This is a genomic window from Kitasatospora sp. HUAS MG31 (assembly GCF_040571325.1).
Taxonomy (GTDB): Bacteria; Actinomycetota; Actinomycetes; order Streptomycetales; family Streptomycetaceae; genus Kitasatospora; species Kitasatospora camelliae.
This window is the reverse complement of the sequence record NZ_CP159872.1, coordinates 4228477-4244591: the sequence shown is the minus strand read 5'-3', so window position 1 is coordinate 4244591 and position 16115 is coordinate 4228477. Positions and strand designations below refer to the sequence as shown.

The following is a 16115-nucleotide window of genomic DNA, read 5'->3' as shown; positions in this document are numbered from 1 at the left end:
CGTCCCTCCTGCCACTCAACGGCGCTGTACGGCCCTGGGCCTCGGCGCATCCGGATGTTGCTCATGAGAAGAGCGGTTAATTGGACCGTACCGCAGCGCGCCCCGGTGATGGCGGGAGCGCGACGGCACGGCGTATTTTCCTACCTCGGCACAACGGGTGGGAACAGCGTGCTGTTCCCACCCGCCGCCCGGACGGCTTCAGCCGCCGTAGACGTGCGGCGCGAGGGTACCGATGAACGGCAGGTTGCGCAGCTTCTCGGCGTAGTCGAGGCCGTAGCCGACCACGAACTCGTTGGGAATGTCGAATCCGACGTACTTGACGTCGATCTCGACCTTGGCGGCGTCCGGCTTGCGCAGCAGGGTGCAGACCTCCAGCGAGGCCGGGCCGCGGGAGCCGAGGTTGCCCAGCAGCCAGGACAGGGTCAGGCCGGAGTCGATGATGTCCTCGACGATCAGGACGTCCCGGCCGGCGATGTCGGTGTCGAGGTCCTTGAGGATCCGCACCACACCGGAGGACTTGGTGCCCATGCCGTACGAGGAGACGGCCATCCAGTCCATGGTGACCTGCGAGTGCAGCGCACGGGCGAGGTCGGCCATGACCATGACGGCGCCCTTGAGCACGCCGACGATCAGCAGATCCCGCCCGGCGTAGTCCTGGTCGATCCGCTCGGCCAGCTCCAGCAGCTTGGCGTCGATCTCGTCCTTGCTGATGAGCACCTTCGCGAGGTCAGCGCCCATGTCGTTCTGATCCACCGGGGATACGTCCTCAAACGTTCGGGGTCCTGTGTCGGCGGCGGCCGGCCGACCTCGCGGCTCTAAGCCCGGTGGTCGCCCTGGCGCCGAAAGACCAGCGTGCCACACCTTCGGACGGCTTCGACCCCCCCGGGTAGGTGCAGCGGGCCCTGGCCGCGCCAGCCGGTGACCAGGAGGTCGATCGCCTCCAGGTGCCGGGCGAAGAGGTCGCCGCCCGGGGAGCCCGCGCGCAGCGCGGCCCGGCGGAGCACCCGGCGGCGGACGGCGGGGGGCAGTTCGGCGAGCTTGGCGACGTCCAGGGAGCCCTCGCCGGTCCGCAGGTCGCGCTCGGCGAGGGCGGCCCACTGGTCGAGCGCGTCGGCGTCGTCGCGGAAGAGCCGGGCGGTCCGGGCCAGGGCCTCGACCACGCCGCCGCCGAGGTGCTTCTCCAGTACCGGCAGCACCTCGTGGCGGACCCGGGAGCGGGTGTAGGCGGGGTCGGAGTTGTGCGGGTCGTCCCAGATCGGGATGGACTGGGCCGAGCAGGCCTGGCGGGTGGCGGCGCGGTCGAGTTCCAGCAGCGGACGGCGGTAGCGGCCCTTCTGGGCGGGCATGCCGGCCAGCGACCGGGCGCCGGAGCCGCGGGCGAGGCCGAGCAGCACGGTCTCGGCCTGGTCGTCGCGGGTGTGGCCGAGCAGCACGGCCAGCGCGCCGTGGCGCTCGGCCGCCTCGTCCAGGGCGGCGTACCGGGCGTCCCGGGCCGCGTTCTCCGGCCCGCCCTCCCGGCCGACCCGCACGCCGATCGCCTCGACCGGGTCCAGCCCGAGCTCGCGCAGCCGGCCGACCACCGCTTCGGCGCGCTCGGCGGAACCGGGCTGCAGCCCGTGGTCCACCGTCACCGCACCGACCCGCAGGCCCAGCTTGGGCGCCTCGAAGGCGGTCGCGGTGGCCAGCGCCATCGAGTCGGCGCCGCCGCTGACCGCGACCAGGACGAGCGGGGAGCCCGGCGCCGCGGGGGTGCGCGGCAGGCCGGAGGGGTGCCGGTGGGCGTTGCCGATCAGGGTGGTGCCGGCGGCGGCCAGCACCGGCGCCTGCGGCGGCGGGACGTGCCGGGCGCGGACGGGCGCTCCGGTCACGACGCCGGCCTCGGCGGCGAGTTCGGCGAGGGTACGGCGGACGGCGAGACGTATCGCCGCGACGGCGGGGTGAGGGCCCATGGGGGTGCACTCCTTGACGGAGGGATGTGACGGGGCCGCCTGTCAGCTGTCGGTCACCAGGCGCTCACAGATGGTCGCAGAATCCGGCCACCGGCTACGCCACGCGCGCCACCGGTACGACAACGGTCCCACGTACGGGTGAATGAAGAAACGTTCAACCAACCGCCGCATGGACGTCTGCACCCATGCTGTACGGAAACCTCACCCCCCCGCCCGCCCGCACCGGCGGGGCCGGCGGGGCCTCACCGGCAGGCCCGGTGGCGGGCTCAGCGCCGGGCTCGGTGGCGGGCTCAGCGCCGGGCCAGCTCCGCCTGGAGGCCGTCCAGCAGGGTGTCCAGGCCGCGCTCGAAGGTCCGCTCCGGGGTGGCGTTGTAGTCGGCGGCGGCCGGGCTGTCCAGCCGGGCGCGGAGCCGGGGGAAGCCGGCGGCGACCTCGGCGGCGCTCCTGAGGGTGGCCGCCATCCGCTCCCCGGGGTCGGCGCCGTCCCGGCCGAGGCGGCGGACCAGGGAGGCGGTGGCCGCCCCGGCGAGCGCGTTGCCGAGCACGAAGGTGAAGACCGTGGCGGCGGCGCGGTCCGCGTCGGGGCCGGTGAAGCCGGCCCGCTCGTAGACCGCGAGGCTGTGGTCGTCGTGGCGGGCCTTGCCGGGGCCGTAGAAGAGGTGGGAGCCGAGGGCCTGCACCAGCCAGGGGTGCCGGGCGAACATGGCGTGCAGCCCGCCGGCCATCGCGGCGGCGGCGGTCCGCCAGTCCACCGCGTCGAGGTCGGGCAGCGCGATCTCGTCCCAGACCCGGTCGCCGGCCAGCACCACGAGGTCGTCCTTGTTCTTGACGTGCCAGTAGACCGCGGTGGCCGCGGCTCCCAGGCGCTTGCCCAGGCTGCGCATGTTCAGGCCTTCCAGGCCCTCGTCGTCGAGGAGCTCGACGGCGGTGGTGACGATCTGGTCCTTGGTGAGGGTCTCGCGCGGCATGGGCCCACCCTAGGGCCCGCGCCGGGTGGCGACGGCGCTCCTGCACCAAGGCTCCTGCACAAAGTTCAAGCAGTCTCTTGCACTTAGTTCAAGTGGGTCCTAGATTGAACTTGCACTTAGTTCAACAAACCGAATCGCCGGGGGACCCGCCACCATGAACGCGCTGATCGCCGTCCTGCAGCTACTCGTCGCAGCCGCCTTCGTCAGCATCCCGGTCGTCCGTGACCGCTACGGGGCCCTGGCCGCCGCGGCCGCCGAGGCCGAACTGCGCCGCCAGGGCGTCCGGACCACGGCGCTCAGCGAGAACGGGATGCGCTTCGACGCGGGCGGCCACGAGACCTGGGCGCCGGTCGGCATCGCGGCCGTGATCACCGCGAGCGCGGTGCTCAACCTCACCCAGGCGGGCATCGCCACCACCGCCACCTGGATCGTCCAGAGCCTGGTCCTGGCCGTCAACGGACTGATCCTCTACAGCAACCTGACCGCCGTGTCCTCCGTGCAGGCCGCCTTCCGCCGCAAGGACGACCCGGAGCTGGCCCGGATCGAGGTCGCCCCGCTGCTCCGGGCCGCCGAGCACGCCTTCCCCCGCTGGGTGCGGACCCTGCAGAACGCCCGGCACACGGTGGTGTTCGGCGCCTCGGCCCTCGCCCTGGTCGCCCTCGCCGCCGCCTGACCCGCCTGCGGTCCGCCCTCCGGTCCGCCCCGCGCCCCGCCCCGCGGCGCTCCCCCTGACGGGAGCGCCCGGGGCGCCGTCCGTCAGGTGGCGTCGTCGCCGATGACGCGGGCGACCCAGGCGCCCGGGTCGTGGATCTCCTCCTTGGTGGGGAGGGTGTTCGGCGAGGTCCAGACCCGGTTGAAGCCAGCCATGCCGACCCGGGCCACCACCCCGCGGACGAACACCGCGCCGTCCTGGTACTGCCGCAGCTTGGCGTCCATGCCGAGCAGCCGCCGCAGCATCAGGTCGAGCCGCCCGGCCCCGCGGTCCCGCCGCTTCTGGAACTTCTCCCGGATCTCCGCGACCGAGGGCACCACGGCCGGCCCGACCCCGTCCATCACCACGTCCGCATGGCCCTCCAGCAGGGACATCACGGCGGTGAGCCGGGCCAGGATCTCGCGCTGGGCGGGGGTCTGGACGACCTCCATCAGCGTGCCCGCCGAGGACCCGTTGCCCCGGCCGCCCAGGCCCGGAACCCCGCCGACCGCGTCCCGCAGCCGCTCCACCAGGGCGCCCGGGTCCACCTCGGTCCGGCCCAGGAAGTCCTGCACCTCGGACTCGATGTGGTCGCGCAGCCAGGGCACCGCCGTGAACTGGGTGCGGTGGGTCTCCTCGTGCAGGCAGACCCAGAGCCGGAAGTCGTGCGGGTCCACGTCCAGCTCGCGCTCCACCTGGACGATGTTCGGCGCGACCAGCAGCAGCCGGCCCGGCCCGGGGGCGTCCAGGCCGCGGCGGGGGCGGTCGAACAGCCCGGCCGGGCTGTCCGGGGCGGCCGGCAGTTCGGCGGGGGCGAAGGTCTCGTACTGGCCCAGCACCTTGGTGGAGAGGAAGGCGAGCACCGCGCCCAGCTCGACGCCGGTGGCCTTCTCCCCCAGCGAGCCGAACACCGCGGCGCCCGAGGAGTCGGTACGGCGGGCCTGCAGCTTGTCGACGAGCGGCCGGATGATGCTCCGGAACCCGGCCACGTTGGCCTTCACCCAGCCGACCCGGTCCACCACCAGGACGGGGGTCGCCGGGGCGTCCATCAGGCTGGCGGCCGGCATCCCGGTGAACTCGCGGACGTGCTCCTCCGCCTCCAGGGCGTGCCGGCGCAGCTCGGCGACCACCGTGCGCGCCTCCTCCCGGGTCACCTCCGGGCCCGGCCTGGCCAGCCGGGTCGCGGTCTGGACCGCGAGATTCCAGTCGACCATGTCGGTACCGCCGCTCGCGCTCGTCATTCCCTCACCGTACGTGCTGGCGCGCTCCTGGGGGAGGGAAGCGGGCGCGGGGCGCGCGGCCGGTCCGGGCTTCCCGGACCGGCCTGTCCGTGACCGCCGTCCGGCGCGCCGCCGCTGAGCGGCGGACGGTCGGCGGTGGGTGCTCGGCGGTGAGCGCTCAGTGGCAGCCGCAGGCGGCGATCCTGGCGACGATCCGGTCCACGGCGGCGCGGGCGACGTCCGGGCCGGCGCTGGTCCTGGTCATCAGCGCGAAGGCCAGGACCCGCCCGTCGGCGTCCACCACGGTGCCGGCGAGGGTGTTGACCCCGGAGAGGGTGCCGGTCTTGGCCCGGACGATGCCGGCGGCCTCGCCGGCGCCGGACTTGGCGCCGAAACGGTTCACCAGGGTGCCGGTGAACCCGGCGATCGGCAGGCCGGTGACGACCGGGCGCAGCTCCGGATGGTCGGGGGCGGAGGCGGCGGCCAGCAGCTTGACCAGGGTGACCGGGGGGATCAGGTTCGCCTTGCTGAGGCCGCTGCCGTCGTTGATCACCACACCGGTGAGCGGGACGCCCAGGCCCTTCAGCACCGTGGTCACCGCGCCGGCGGCGCCCTCGAAGCTGGCCGGCTTCCCGGCGGCGACGGCCACCTGCCGCGCCACCGCCTCGGCCAGGGTGTTGTCGGAGGTGGTCAGCATCCGCTCGACCAGGCGCGGCACGGTCGGGGAGAGCACCGCGCCGAGCTGCTGGGCGCCGGCACCGGCCCGGCCCGCGGCGGCCCGGCCCTGGACGGTGATCCCCTCGGCCCTGAGCAGGGCGGCGAACGCCTCGGCCGCCTGCGCGGCCGGGTCGGCCACCCGGGCCGGCGCCTCCTCGGCGGACCGGGGGTCGACCCGGCCCTCGTCGATCATCAGCGGGGTGACGGCGGCGATGTTGGTCCCGTCGTGCTCCTTGTGGAGCAGGTCGCCGGAGTAGAGCGAGGTGTCGAAGCCGAGCTTGACGGAGGTGGTCCCGGCGGCCTTGAGGGAGGCGGCGGTCTGCCGGGCGAGGTCGGCCAGCGAGGCCGGGGCGGTCTCCTGGTCGACCGTGGCGCCGCCGACCCGGACCTGGTCCTGCGGGAGGGCCGTGAGGAGGGGGTCGCCGCCGCCGACCAGGGTGATCTCGCCCGGCGTGGCGCCCTGCACCACCCGGGTGGTCATCCGGAAGTCCGCGGGCAGCAGCGCGAGGGCGGCGACCGCGGTGGCGAGCTTGGTGGTGGAGGCCGGGGTGCCCGGCGTGGTCTCCCCGGAGCCCAGCAGCAGGCGGCCGGTGGCGGCGTCCGCCACGGCGAAGGTGAGGGTGCCCAGGGACTTGTCCTGGAGCGGGGTGGTGAGCGACTGCTGCAGCCCCCGGTCGGTCGGCGCGCCGTCCTTGGCGTCCGCCAGCGGGGCCAGGACCGGGCCGCGGGTGGGCGCCGGCTTGTGCTTCCTGCCGCGCTGCGTGCCGGGGCGGTCGCCCTTGTGGTCGCCGCCCGTCGCGCTGTGCGTGCCCCCCGTCGGCGTACGGTCGCCGGGCTTGCCTGACGGCGTCCGGGTGGGGTGCCCGCTGCTGCTCGGGCTCGGTGTCGGCTGCGCCTGGGCCGGCGCACCCCCCACCGTCAGACCTCCCGCCGCGAGAGCCACCCCGAGGACGCCCGCGACGGCCGCTCTCCGACCCCTCCGCGTCCCTGCGCCACTGTTCACCGACCGGCCCCTTTCCTGAGCACACCCTGCCGTAGGAGACACTTGGATTCTGTCAGTACCTACCTTGGAGGAACCGTTGGAGTTCGACGTCCTGATCGAGATCCCTAAGGGCTCGCGCAACAAGTACGAGGTCGACCACGAGACCGGCCGCCTGCGCCTCGACCGGATGCTCTTCACCTCGACCCGCTACCCGGCCGACTACGGCTACGTCGAGGGCACCCTCGGCGAGGACGGCGACCCGCTGGACGCCCTGGTCATCCTGGACGAGCCGACCTTCCCGGGCTGCCTCATCAAGTGCCGCGCCATCGGCATGTTCCACATGACCGACGAGGCCGGCGGCGACGACAAGCTGCTCTGCGTCCCGGCGACCGACCCGCGCTGGGAGCACCTGCGGGACATCCACCACGTGTCGGAGTTCGACCGCCTGGAGATCCAGCACTTCTTCGAGGTCTACAAGGACCTGGAGCCCGGCAAGTCCGTCGAGGGCGCCAACTGGGTCGGCCGCACCGAGGCCGAGGCGGAGATCACCGCTTCGATCAAGCGCCTGGAGGAGCAGGGCGGCCACTGAGCCGAGCCCCGCACCACCGTTCCGTACGAGGTGGGCCTCCGGGAGGCCGGGACGTGCCAGGGGCCGTCCCGGCCTCTCGTGTTGTCCCGCCCCTCCGCGGGGCGGTCGACGGACGGCACCGCGCCCTGCCGCGTGAGAGGCGGCAGGGCGCGGTGTCGTTGTGTCACCCCACGGGCGACGGTCCGTCAGGACCGCTGTGGGTCCCGGCGGTCGGAGCCGTCCGTCAGGAGTTGCGGGTACGGCGCATGCGGATCAGCGCACCGCCCGCCCCGATCAGAGCGGTGGCGCCGAGGCCCAGGGTGAGGCCGTCCGCACCGGTGTGAGCCAGCTCGGCGCGGGCCGCGGCAGCGCCGGCGGCACCGTTGGAAGCCGGGTCGTGGTCACTGCTCGACCCGTCGTTGTGCCACTCCTTGTGGCCCTTCTTGTGGTCGCCCTTCTCGTGGTCGCCCTTCTTGTTGTTGGAGATGTTGACCGCCTCTGCGGAGTTGTGGTTGTGGTTCTCCGCCGTGTTGTCGACCAGCACGGTGACGACCACGTTCTGCACCTGGTCCTGGAGCTGGCCCTGGTCCTGGTTCTGAGCCTGGCCCTGGTCCTGGAGCTGAGCCTGGTCCTGGTCCTGGAGCTGAGCCTGGTCCTGGTCCTGGAGCTGAGCCTGGTCCTGACCCTGGCCCTGGCCCTGGCCCTGGCCCTGGCCCTGGCCCTGGCCCTTGTTGGCGTCCTCACCCTGGCACTCGCCGGCCTCGCCCTTGCTCGGCTTGCCGTGCTCCTCGCCCTTCGGCCTGTCCTGCTTGGGGGTGTCCAGCTTCACCGCGTCGGTCTTCGGCGCGTCGGCCTTGGGGGCGTCGCCCTTCGGGGCCTCGACCTTCGGGGCGTCGGCCTTGGGCGCATCGGCCTTCGGAACGTCGGCCTTCGGAGCGTCGACCTTCGGCGCGTCGGCCTTCGGCGCGTCGGCCTTCGGCGCGGTGGCCGTCGGGGCGGTGGCCTGGGTCGACCCGGCCTGAGCCGGCATGATCTGCGCCGCGGGCTTGCCCTGGGCCGGCTTGCCCTGGGCCGGCTTGCCCTGGGCCGGCTTGCCCTGGGCCGGCTTGCCCTGGGCCGGCTTGCCCTGCTGCGGCGCGGCCGACGGACGCTCGTCGGACTTGGCCGCGGCCGGCGTGGAGGCCTGGCTGCTGCTGGCGTGCGACTGCTGGTGGCTGTTGGACGTCTGGTCGCGCTCGACCTTGGAGACGCCCTGCGTCGAGTTGGTCAACGCGGAATCATCCCGCTGGTCGGCGTAGGCCGAGGTGGTGCCGCCGAGCACGAGGGCGAAGGAAAACAGTCCGGCCGTGACAAGGCCGATCGGACGCGCTTGCATGACTCTCCCAGTTGATCGGTAAAGCGGACTTTCTGTGTACGGGGAGCCGGAAGCGGAGTCTCGTCGCGTCGCCGCGCGGGTCACCACTTCAGCCGATCCGGTTCGCTCGGACAGCCGCCGCGGCCCCCGTTCGGAGGGCAGGGCAGGTTTGAAGCTCCGATGCGTCGTCAAATGTGCTGCCGAATGGTGGACTTGACCGACCGTCGCATGTCGCGCCAGAGCGCGAGGAAACGCCCCGGCCCGAGCCGCGAAGCGGGCTCGGACCGGGGCGCTGGCCCCGGTCGTCCGGTCGGAGGCGGGCGGGTCAGCCCGCGTCCTCCAGGCGGAAGCCGACCTTGAGGCCGACCTGGTAGTGCTCGATCCGCCCGTCCACGATGTGACCGCGCATCTGGATCACCTCGAACCAGTCCAGGTTGCGCAGTGTCTGGGCGGCCCGGTCGATCGCGTTCTTGATGGCGTCGTCGATCCCCTCCCGTGAGGAGCCGACGATCTCGGTGACCCGGTAGATGTGGTCCGTCATGGCAGTCTCCCTGAGCAGTGTGCGGCCCCCGGTCCACCGTGCCCCAGGGCGCACCGCCCCGCGCGCTGGACCGGCGCACCGGGGTGACCCGCCGCAACGCCCGCGGAAAGCGGCGCTCCCGGCCCCACACCGGGCCGGGAGGGCCCGGAGGCGGGCGGGCGACCCCCGCCCCGAGCGGTCAACGGCGAGCGGGCGACCCCCGCCCCGAGCGGTCAACGGCGAGCGGGCGACCCCCGCCCCGAGCCGAAGGGCCCGCCGGTGTCGAAAGGGAGGCGCGAGGGAGCGACGCAGGAGCGAGGGAGCAACGACCGTCGGCGCCGGGTCGGGAGGGCCCGGAGGCGAGCGGGCGACAAAGCAGCGGGCGAGTCTCAGAACGCCGCGCGGATCTCGCCGACCACCGCGCCGCCGCCGTGCAGCGGTTCGGCCCCGATCCGGGTGAGCACCTCGTCCTCCAGGCCGAGCCGCCGCAGGGCGGCCGCCAGGACGGGTCCGCGGGCCCGCTCGGCGCCGTCCTCGATCTTGAAGGCCAGGGCGCGCCCGTCGGCCAGCGCGACGACCTGGACGGCCTCCGCGCCCATCTTGGAGAGCGCCCCGGGCACGGCCCGCATCAGCCAGGTGTCGGCGCGGCGGGTGCCGGCGACGTACTCGGGGTGGGCGCGCATGGCGTCGGCGACGCGGCGCTGCGGGGTGCCGGGGTCGGCGAGGACGAAGGAGCGGTAGCCGCGGGCGAGGCCGGTCAGGGAGACGGCGTGCAGCGGCGCGCCGCAGCCGTCGGTGCCGACGTGGACGGGGGTCTCGCCGGTGGCCTCCTCCAGGGCCTCGCGGGCCAGCACCTGGATGGGGTGGGCGGGGTCGAGGTAGCCGGCGAGGTCCCAGGCGTTGGCGGCGGAGGCGGCGAGCCAGCCGGCGTGCTTGCCGGAGCAGTCCATCATGATCGGCGCGCGCTCGCCGCCGTTGCGCAGCAGCAGCTCGGCCTCGACCTGGTCCATCGGCAGGTCGGCCGGGGTGCGCAGGGCGGCCTCGTTGAGTCCGGCGGCGACCAGGATCCGCCGGACGGCGTCGCGGTGGAAGGCCTCGGCGGAGTGGCTGGAGGCGGCGAGGGCGAGCAGTTCGCCGTTCAGGGCGAGCCCGGCGCGCAGGGTGGCGACGGCCTGGAAGGGCTTGGCGGTGGAGCGGGGGAAAACCGGGGCGTCCGGCGCGCCGAGCGCGAGGTCGACCGAGCCGTCGGCGGCGAGCAGGACCAGTGAGCCGCGGTGGCGGCCCTCGGTGAAGCCGGAGCGTATGACCTCGGCGAGGGCGGGGAGGACGGCGGACTGCGGCATGAGGCGGTACTCCAGGATCCAGCGGCACTAGGTGAGGGTCGGCCCGGCCGCCGACCGCTCCCAGGGCTCGTCGGATGAGCCCTATCCCCCGCTGAGCAGGTCGTCGACCCGTGCTTCCCCCTCACGGTACCTGCGGGTGATCTCGGCGCTGCAGTCGTCCGCCGTCCGCTGCAGCCGCTGGCGGCGGCCGGAGACCTCGCGCTCGTGTTCGGCGAGCCGTTCCACGGCGGCCAGCAGGGCTGCGGTGGGGTGGGCGGCGAGGTCGGCGAGCCGGACGTCGCCCATCAGCGCGTCCGCCTCGCGCTGGGCCTGCTCGCTGCGGGGCGGTCCGAGGGTGACGTGCCGGGCCGGGCGGCGGACGGAGGAGGGGGCGTCGGCCAGGATGGCGGGCAGCCGGTCCAGGAGGGCGCCCGGCTCGGGGTGGGTCACCGCGGGGGCGCCGACCGGCACCCGGCGGCGGTCCAGTTCGGCGCGGAGGATGTCCATCCGGCCGTGGAGCAGGCGGCGCAGGTAGGAGAGGTCGGCCTCCTGCTCCTGCGCGTCCCGCCGCAGGGCGCGGAGTTCGTCCAGACCGAGGCCGGACGGTTCGCCGGACTCCCCGTGGGCCGTGCTGCTCGCGTCCATCAATCAACCACCTGCCGTCGTCCCGTGGTGCCCGCCTTGTGCACGTGCGCGCGCCCCCGGGAAGTTCCCCCGAAACGTCGCCACCACCCGCCCGGGTGACCTCCCGCGGCACGCCGGCGGGCCCTCGTACCGTCCGACAGCGTGCCACCCCGGCCCGGTCGGTGCACGCTCCGGCACTCGAACGGCCCCCTGGCGAACAGGGGTGGCTGATACGACTGGCGCGCCGCCACCCCCGACCTGCACCGATGGGGGCGCGGGCCCGTACCCCCCGGCGCGCGTGAGGGGTGTTCACGCCGGGGTCGTGGGCGTCCCTCAGCCATGGACCGGCCTCCCCGCGGACCGGCCTCCCGGCGGGACGGGCGGCCCCGGCACAATGGGCCGCATGAGAGCAGTGGTGCAGCGGGTGGCCGAGGCCGCCGTGGTGGTGGACGGCGAGTGTGTCGGGTCGATCGACGGGCCGGGCCTGTGCGTCCTGGTCGGGGTGACCCACGAGGACACCCCGGCGAAGGCCGCCCAGCTGGCCCGCAAGCTCTGGACGCTGCGGCTGTTCGACCCGGAGACCGGGGAGACCGGGGAGGCCGCCGGGGGCTCCGGCGGCGAGCGGTCCTGCTCGGACTTCGGCGCGCCGCTGCTGGTGATCAGCCAGTTCACGCTCTACGGCGACGCCCGCAAGGGCCGCCGGCCCACCTGGAACGCCGCCGCGCCCGGCCCGGTGGCCGAGCCGCTGGTCGACGCGGTGGTGGCCGAGCTGCGGGCGCTGGGCGCCAAGGTGGAGACCGGGCGGTTCGGGGCGGACATGAAGGTGTCGCTGGTGAACGACGGCCCGTTCACCGTCCTGCTGGAGGTCTGAGCCCGCCGTCGGGGCCTCGGACAAGCCCTGGGAGCCCTACGCGGGGACGATGACGTCCTGGGTGCCGGGGACGGTGTCGGCCAGCAGCACCGCGTCCACCGGGGTGTTCCGCTTGACCAGGGCCAGGGCGACCGGGCCGAGCTCGTGGTGGCGGGCCGAGGAGGTCACGAAGCCCACCGGCCGGTCCTGGCCCGCGACGCGGATCTCGGTGCCGTGCGGGGGGAGCTTCTCCTCGGTGCCGTCCAGGTGGAGGAAGACCAGTCGGCGCGGCGGCCGGCCGAGGTTGTGCACCCGGGCGACGGTCTCCTGGCCGCGGTAGCAGCCCTTCTGCAGGTGGACGGCGGTCTCCAGCCAGTCCACCTCGTGCGGGATGGTGCGGTGGTCGGTCTCGAAGCCCAGCCGCGGCCGGTGGCCCTCGATCCGGAGCGCCTCGTACGCCCAGACGCCGGCCGCCGGCCCGAACGCCGCCACCGCGTCGGCGAGGCCCTCCCGGGGCAGGAAGAGGTCGCGCCCGTACGGGAGTTCGCGGACGGCGGCGGCGCCGTCCGCGGCCGCGGTGGAGCCGGCCGGGAGGTGGACCACGGCGAATTCGGCCGTCGCGTCGGCCACCTCGACCCGGTAGAAGAACTTCATGCTCTCCAGGTAGGCGATCAGCGCCTGCTGGGTGCCCGGCTCGACGTGCGCCCAGACCGTGGTGCCGTCGTCGACCAGGTAGAGCGCGTGCTCGACGTGGCCGTTCGGGGAGAGGATCAGGGCGTCGGCGGCCTGCCCGGGAGGCAGCGCGCTGACGTGCTGGGTGAGCAGCAGGTGCAGCCAGGACAGCCGGTCCTCGCCGGTCACGGTGACCACGCCGCGGTGCGAGAGGTCCACGAAGCCGCGGCCCTCGGCGAGCGCGCGCTGTTCGCCGAAGATGGTGCCGTAGTGGGCGGCGACGCCCTCGTCGGGTCCTTCGGCGGGGACGGCGCCGGGCAGGGCAAGCAGCGGGCTCTTCATACCGGCCAGCTTACGACTGCGCCTCGGCCCGCTTGGCGGTGCAGTCGGCGCAGCGGCCGAAGATCGCGAAGTGCTTGAGGTCGGTGTCGAAGCCGTACCGCTCGCGCAGCCGCTCGACCAGGGGGGCGGCGATCTCGGTGTCGGTCTCGGTGATCCGGTCGCAGTCGCGGCAGACCAGGTGCAGGTGGTGGTGACGGCCCGCCAGGTGGTAGGTGGGGGCGCCGTGTCCGAGGTGCGCGTGGGAGACCAGGCCGAGCTCCTCCAGCAGCTCCAGCGTCCGGTAGACGGTGGAGATGTTCACGCCGCTGGCGGTCTTGCGGACCTGCCCCAGGATCTCGTCCGGGGTCGCGTGGTCGAGGGTGTCGACGGCCTCCAGCACCAGCTGGCGCTGCGGGGTCAGTCGGTACCCGCGCTCCCGCAGGTCGGCCTTCCAGTCGGTGGTCTCGGTGTTCGCCACGTTGCTGTCCCTGCCCGGTTAGAGGTCGTGAGAACAAGTGTAGGGACCGGTCGGCGGACCGGTCCCCACGCTGTACGACCGCGGTTCAGCGGAAGAAGGCGATGCCGTCGTCCGGGAGGTCGTTGATGTCCTGGATCAGCTTGGCGGGGCTGAGGACCTTCTTCAGCTGTGCCGACATGTACGGGCGCAGCGGGACCTCGGGGGCGGCCTTCTCGCCGACCCAGAGGAGTTCCTCGTTCACCAGGCCGAAGAGGCGCTTGCCGCCGCTGTACGGGGCGGAGCCGTCGATCCGGGCCACGGCGTCGGTGGCGATGTCGATCTGCGGCTTGCCGTCGGCCAGCTTGCCGTACCAGATCTCGACGGTGCCGTCGTCGCGGACCGAGGAGACCTCGATCTCGCGCTCGCCGCTGGTGCCGTGCTGGTTGGTGGTGATCCGCCAGAAGGCGTGCTCGTTCTCCAGCGGGCGGACCTTCTCGCCCTCGTTGTCCAGCACCCAGGTGCGGGAGCGGAACTCGAGGAACGGGCGTCCGTCGTGCCGGAAGACGACCTCCTGGCCGAAGTTGCACTTCTCGGTGCCGGGGAAGTCGTAGACGCCCGCGCCCTCCCAGGTACCCAGGAGGAAGGCCAGCGGGACGACGTCCTTGTGGAGGTCGGAAGGGATCTCGATCATTGTCCTGGTCGCTGTCGACGGTGGGGGAACGATGTCAACCGTACGGCAGCGGGGGTCAGCGCTGGCCCTGGTAGAGCTTCATCACCGAGAAGATGGCGAACCAGGTGATCAGGACGGCCATCAGGGCAAGCAGGCTGTCGAAGAAGATCTCAAGACCGGACACGAGGCGCTCCCATTGACGGCATGGACGGGGGTGGTGCGACGGCGCCGAGTCTATCCGGCGGGGTTGCGCCGCGTAGTCTCTGGGGCATGTCGAAGAAGCTGGTCATCAAGGTCACGGCCGGAGCGGACGCGCCGGAGCGCTGCTCGCAGGCGTTCACCGTGGCGGCGGTCGCCGTCGCCAGCGGGGTGGAGGTGTCCCTCTGGCTGACCGGGGAGTCGTCCTGGTTCGCGCTGCCGGGGCGGGCGGCCGAGTTCGAGCTGCCGCACGCGGCGCCGCTGCCGGACCTGCTGGAGTCGATCCTCGCGGCCGGGACGGTCACCCTGTGCACGCAGTGCGCGGCGCGGCGCGGGATCGAGGAGAAGGACACCGTGCCGGGTGTCCGGATCGCGGGCGCCCAGGTCTTCGTCAGCGAGATCATGGCCGAGGGCGTGCAGGCGCTGGTCTACTGACGCGTCGGCCCGCTGAGGCCGGCCGGGTCCTGCCTGCGTTCACGGCTCGCGGGGTTCGCGGTCGGGGCGGTCGCGGTCGTGGCCGGGCTCGTCCCACCGGGGGTCCTCCCAGCGGGGGTCGTTCCACCAGTCGTCGTCCGGGTCGCGCTTGTTGGCGAACACCGCCGCCAGCGGGGGGATGACCATGGCGAACAGGCACATCCCGATGGCCGCGCCGACCGAGTAGAAGCGCACCACGCCCCACGCGAGGACGAACGTGCCCAGGCAGACGCCCATCATCACGAAGTAGCGCACATGCCGCCGGTGTGCCTGCACGCTTCCCAGGATAGGGCCGTGGCCCCCTGCCCGGGCAGGGGGCCACGGCCGGTGCACCACCGGTCAGACGGCGATCGCGACCTCGGTGAACTCGCCCTGGGAGGCGACCACCTGGCGGTCGACGGTCGCGCCGGGGACCAGGGCGCGGAGGGTCCACTTGCCCGGGCGGGCGAAGAACCGGAACTGGCCGGTCGCCGAGGTGGGGACCTCGGCCGTGAACTCGCCGCCCTCGTCGAGCAGCCGGACGTAGCCGTTGACCGGCTCACCGTCGCGGGTCACCGAACCCTGAATGATCGTCTCGCTCGCCACGTCAACTCCTGCCAGGTCGGGGCCGCCGGCCTTCGCACCGCACATGTCTTGTCTTCCCTTTCCTACGGTTCGAGCCGGTGGCTCAGTTGCCGAGCTCGATCGGCACGCCGACGAGGCTGCCGTACTCGGTCCAGGAGCCGTCGTAGTTCTTGACGTTCTCCTGGCCGAGCAGCTCGTGCAGGACGAACCAGGTGAGCGCGGAGCGCTCGCCGATGCGGCAGTACGCGATGGTGTCCGTGGCCAGGTCGACGCCCTCGGCCTGGTAGAGCGCGCGCAGCTCGTCGTCGCTCTTGAAGGTGCCGTCGTCGTTGGCGTTCTTGGCCCACGGGATGTTCTTGGCGGTCGGGACGTGGCCCGGGCGCTGCGACTGCTCCTGCGGGAGGTGGGCCGGGGCGAGCAGCTTGCCGGAGAACTCGTCGGGCGAGCGCACGTCGACCAGGTTGAGGGTGCCGATTGCGGCGATCACGTCGTCGCGGAAGGCGCGGATCGAGGAGTCGGCGGCCTGCGCCCGGTACTCGGTGGCGGCGCGGGCGGGGACCTCGGCGACCAGCTCGCGGGAGTCGAGCTCCCACTTCTTGCGGCCGCCGTCCAGCAGGCGGACGTCGCCGTGGCCGTACAGCTTGAAGTACCAGTAGGCGTACGAGGCGAACCAGTTGTTGTTGCCGCCGTAGAGCACCACGGTGTCGTCGCCCGCGATGCCCTTGGCGCTGAGCAGCGCCTCGAAGCCGGCCTGGTCGATGAAGTCGCGGCGGACCGGGTCCTGGAGGTCCTTCTTCCAGTCGATCCGGACGGCGTTGCGGATGTGGTTCTTCTCGTAGGCGGTGGTGTCCTCGTCGACCTCGACGATGACGACCTTCGGGTCGTCCAGGCGGGCCTGGACCCAGTCGGCGTCGACCAGGACGTCGCTGCGGCTCATGGTGTGTTCTCCATCCGGGGGCGGTTGGCGGAAGAGGCTGTTGGGGGGCTGGCCGGC

Annotated in this window: 19 protein-coding genes; 4 read left to right on the top strand and 15 right to left on the bottom strand. The window is 73.4% G+C overall.

Annotation, left to right across the window (positions count from 1 at the left end):
* Nucleotides 1–198: 198 nt before the first annotated feature.
* The 3 genes from hpt to ABWK59_RS19270 form a co-directional block, all read right to left on the bottom strand.
* Complete coding sequence (hpt, locus tag ABWK59_RS19280; RefSeq protein ID WP_354641835.1) at nucleotides 199–753, bottom strand: hypoxanthine phosphoribosyltransferase; 555 nt, start codon at nucleotides 751–753, stop codon at nucleotides 199–201.
* A gap of 62 nt (nucleotides 754–815) precedes the next feature.
* Nucleotides 816–1949 carry a tRNA lysidine(34) synthetase TilS gene (tilS, locus tag ABWK59_RS19275; protein WP_354641834.1) on the bottom strand — a complete coding sequence of 378 codons (1134 nt, stop codon included), beginning with the start codon at nucleotides 1947–1949 and terminating at the stop codon, nucleotides 816–818.
* 290 nt (nucleotides 1950–2239) lie between these two features.
* The gene (locus ABWK59_RS19270; protein WP_354641833.1) at nucleotides 2240–2917 is read right to left on the bottom strand and encodes a TetR/AcrR family transcriptional regulator; all 678 of its coding nucleotides are present in this window, start codon (nucleotides 2915–2917) and stop codon (nucleotides 2240–2242) included.
* Between the two features lie 154 nt (nucleotides 2918–3071).
* Between ABWK59_RS19270 and ABWK59_RS19265 the strand changes: the two genes are divergently transcribed.
* Nucleotides 3072–3590: a hypothetical protein gene (locus tag ABWK59_RS19265; protein WP_354641832.1), complete on the top strand. Its 519-nt coding sequence runs from the start codon at nucleotides 3072–3074 to the stop codon at nucleotides 3588–3590.
* 83 nt (nucleotides 3591–3673) lie between these two features.
* Here the strand turns inward: ABWK59_RS19265 and ABWK59_RS19260 are convergent, their stop codons facing one another.
* On the bottom strand, nucleotides 3674–4849 hold the full coding sequence (locus ABWK59_RS19260; protein WP_354641831.1) for a zinc-dependent metalloprotease: 1176 nt from the start codon (nucleotides 4847–4849) through the stop codon (nucleotides 3674–3676).
* A 157-nt stretch (nucleotides 4850–5006) separates the two neighbouring features.
* Nucleotides 5007–6461, bottom strand: a complete 1455-nt coding sequence (gene dacB, locus ABWK59_RS19255; RefSeq protein WP_354641830.1) for a D-alanyl-D-alanine carboxypeptidase/D-alanyl-D-alanine-endopeptidase — start codon at nucleotides 6459–6461, stop codon at nucleotides 5007–5009.
* 163 nt (nucleotides 6462–6624) lie between these two features.
* On the opposite strand from dacB, the gene ABWK59_RS19250 reads away from it, so the two are divergent.
* The gene (locus ABWK59_RS19250) at nucleotides 6625–7116 is read left to right on the top strand and encodes an inorganic diphosphatase (RefSeq protein ID WP_030268768.1); all 492 of its coding nucleotides are present in this window, start codon (nucleotides 6625–6627) and stop codon (nucleotides 7114–7116) included.
* Between the two features lie 223 nt (nucleotides 7117–7339).
* On the opposite strand, the gene ABWK59_RS19245 is transcribed toward ABWK59_RS19250, so the two are convergent.
* The 4 genes from ABWK59_RS19245 to ABWK59_RS19230 form a co-directional block, all read right to left on the bottom strand.
* Nucleotides 7340–8470, bottom strand: a complete 1131-nt coding sequence (locus ABWK59_RS19245) for a hypothetical protein (protein WP_354641829.1) — start codon at nucleotides 8468–8470, stop codon at nucleotides 7340–7342.
* 304 nt (nucleotides 8471–8774) lie between these two features.
* Nucleotides 8775–8990 carry a dodecin gene (locus ABWK59_RS19240; protein WP_354641828.1) on the bottom strand — a complete coding sequence of 72 codons (216 nt, stop codon included), beginning with the start codon at nucleotides 8988–8990 and terminating at the stop codon, nucleotides 8775–8777.
* Nucleotides 8991–9358: 368 nt separating this feature from the next.
* Entirely contained in the window at nucleotides 9359–10312 is a 954-nt protein-coding gene (locus ABWK59_RS19235) for an asparaginase (RefSeq protein WP_354641827.1), read from the bottom strand.
* Nucleotides 10313–10393: 81 nt separating this feature from the next.
* Nucleotides 10394–10936 (bottom strand): ABC transporter substrate-binding protein, encoded by a 543-nt coding sequence (locus tag ABWK59_RS19230; protein ID WP_354641826.1) that lies wholly within the window; start codon nucleotides 10934–10936, stop codon nucleotides 10394–10396.
* A gap of 382 nt (nucleotides 10937–11318) precedes the next feature.
* Between ABWK59_RS19230 and dtd the strand changes: the two genes are divergently transcribed.
* Entirely contained in the window at nucleotides 11319–11786 is a 468-nt protein-coding gene (gene dtd / locus ABWK59_RS19225) for a D-aminoacyl-tRNA deacylase (protein WP_354641825.1), read from the top strand.
* Nucleotides 11787–11822: 36 nt separating this feature from the next.
* Here dtd and ABWK59_RS19220 read toward each other — a convergent pair whose 3' ends face one another.
* The 3 genes from ABWK59_RS19220 to ABWK59_RS19210 all read right to left on the bottom strand — a co-directional run bounded on the left by ABWK59_RS19220 (nucleotide 11823) and on the right by ABWK59_RS19210 (nucleotide 13906).
* Complete coding sequence (locus ABWK59_RS19220; RefSeq protein ID WP_354641824.1) at nucleotides 11823–12779, bottom strand: YgfZ/GcvT domain-containing protein; 957 nt, start codon at nucleotides 12777–12779, stop codon at nucleotides 11823–11825.
* A gap of 10 nt (nucleotides 12780–12789) precedes the next feature.
* Nucleotides 12790–13236: a Fur family transcriptional regulator gene (locus tag ABWK59_RS19215; protein ID WP_354641823.1), complete on the bottom strand. Its 447-nt coding sequence runs from the start codon at nucleotides 13234–13236 to the stop codon at nucleotides 12790–12792.
* Nucleotides 13237–13321: 85 nt separating this feature from the next.
* Nucleotides 13322–13906: an FABP family protein gene (locus ABWK59_RS19210; protein ID WP_354641822.1), complete on the bottom strand. Its 585-nt coding sequence runs from the start codon at nucleotides 13904–13906 to the stop codon at nucleotides 13322–13324.
* Nucleotides 13907–14155: 249 nt separating this feature from the next.
* On the opposite strand from ABWK59_RS19210, the gene ABWK59_RS19205 reads away from it, so the two are divergent.
* A complete protein-coding gene (locus tag ABWK59_RS19205) occupies nucleotides 14156–14518 on the top strand; it encodes a DsrE family protein (protein ID WP_354641821.1) in 363 nt (120 codons plus the stop codon).
* 39 nt (nucleotides 14519–14557) lie between these two features.
* On the opposite strand, the gene ABWK59_RS19200 is transcribed toward ABWK59_RS19205, so the two are convergent.
* The 3 genes from ABWK59_RS19200 to ABWK59_RS19190 form a co-directional block, all read right to left on the bottom strand.
* Entirely contained in the window at nucleotides 14558–14833 is a 276-nt protein-coding gene (locus ABWK59_RS19200) for a DUF3099 domain-containing protein (RefSeq protein WP_354641820.1), read from the bottom strand.
* A 63-nt stretch (nucleotides 14834–14896) separates the two neighbouring features.
* Nucleotides 14897–15187: a DUF1416 domain-containing protein gene (locus ABWK59_RS19195; RefSeq protein ID WP_354641819.1), complete on the bottom strand. Its 291-nt coding sequence runs from the start codon at nucleotides 15185–15187 to the stop codon at nucleotides 14897–14899.
* A gap of 37 nt (nucleotides 15188–15224) precedes the next feature.
* Nucleotides 15225–16058: a sulfurtransferase gene (locus tag ABWK59_RS19190; RefSeq protein ID WP_354641818.1), complete on the bottom strand. Its 834-nt coding sequence runs from the start codon at nucleotides 16056–16058 to the stop codon at nucleotides 15225–15227.
* Nucleotides 16059–16115 lie beyond the last annotated feature (57 nt).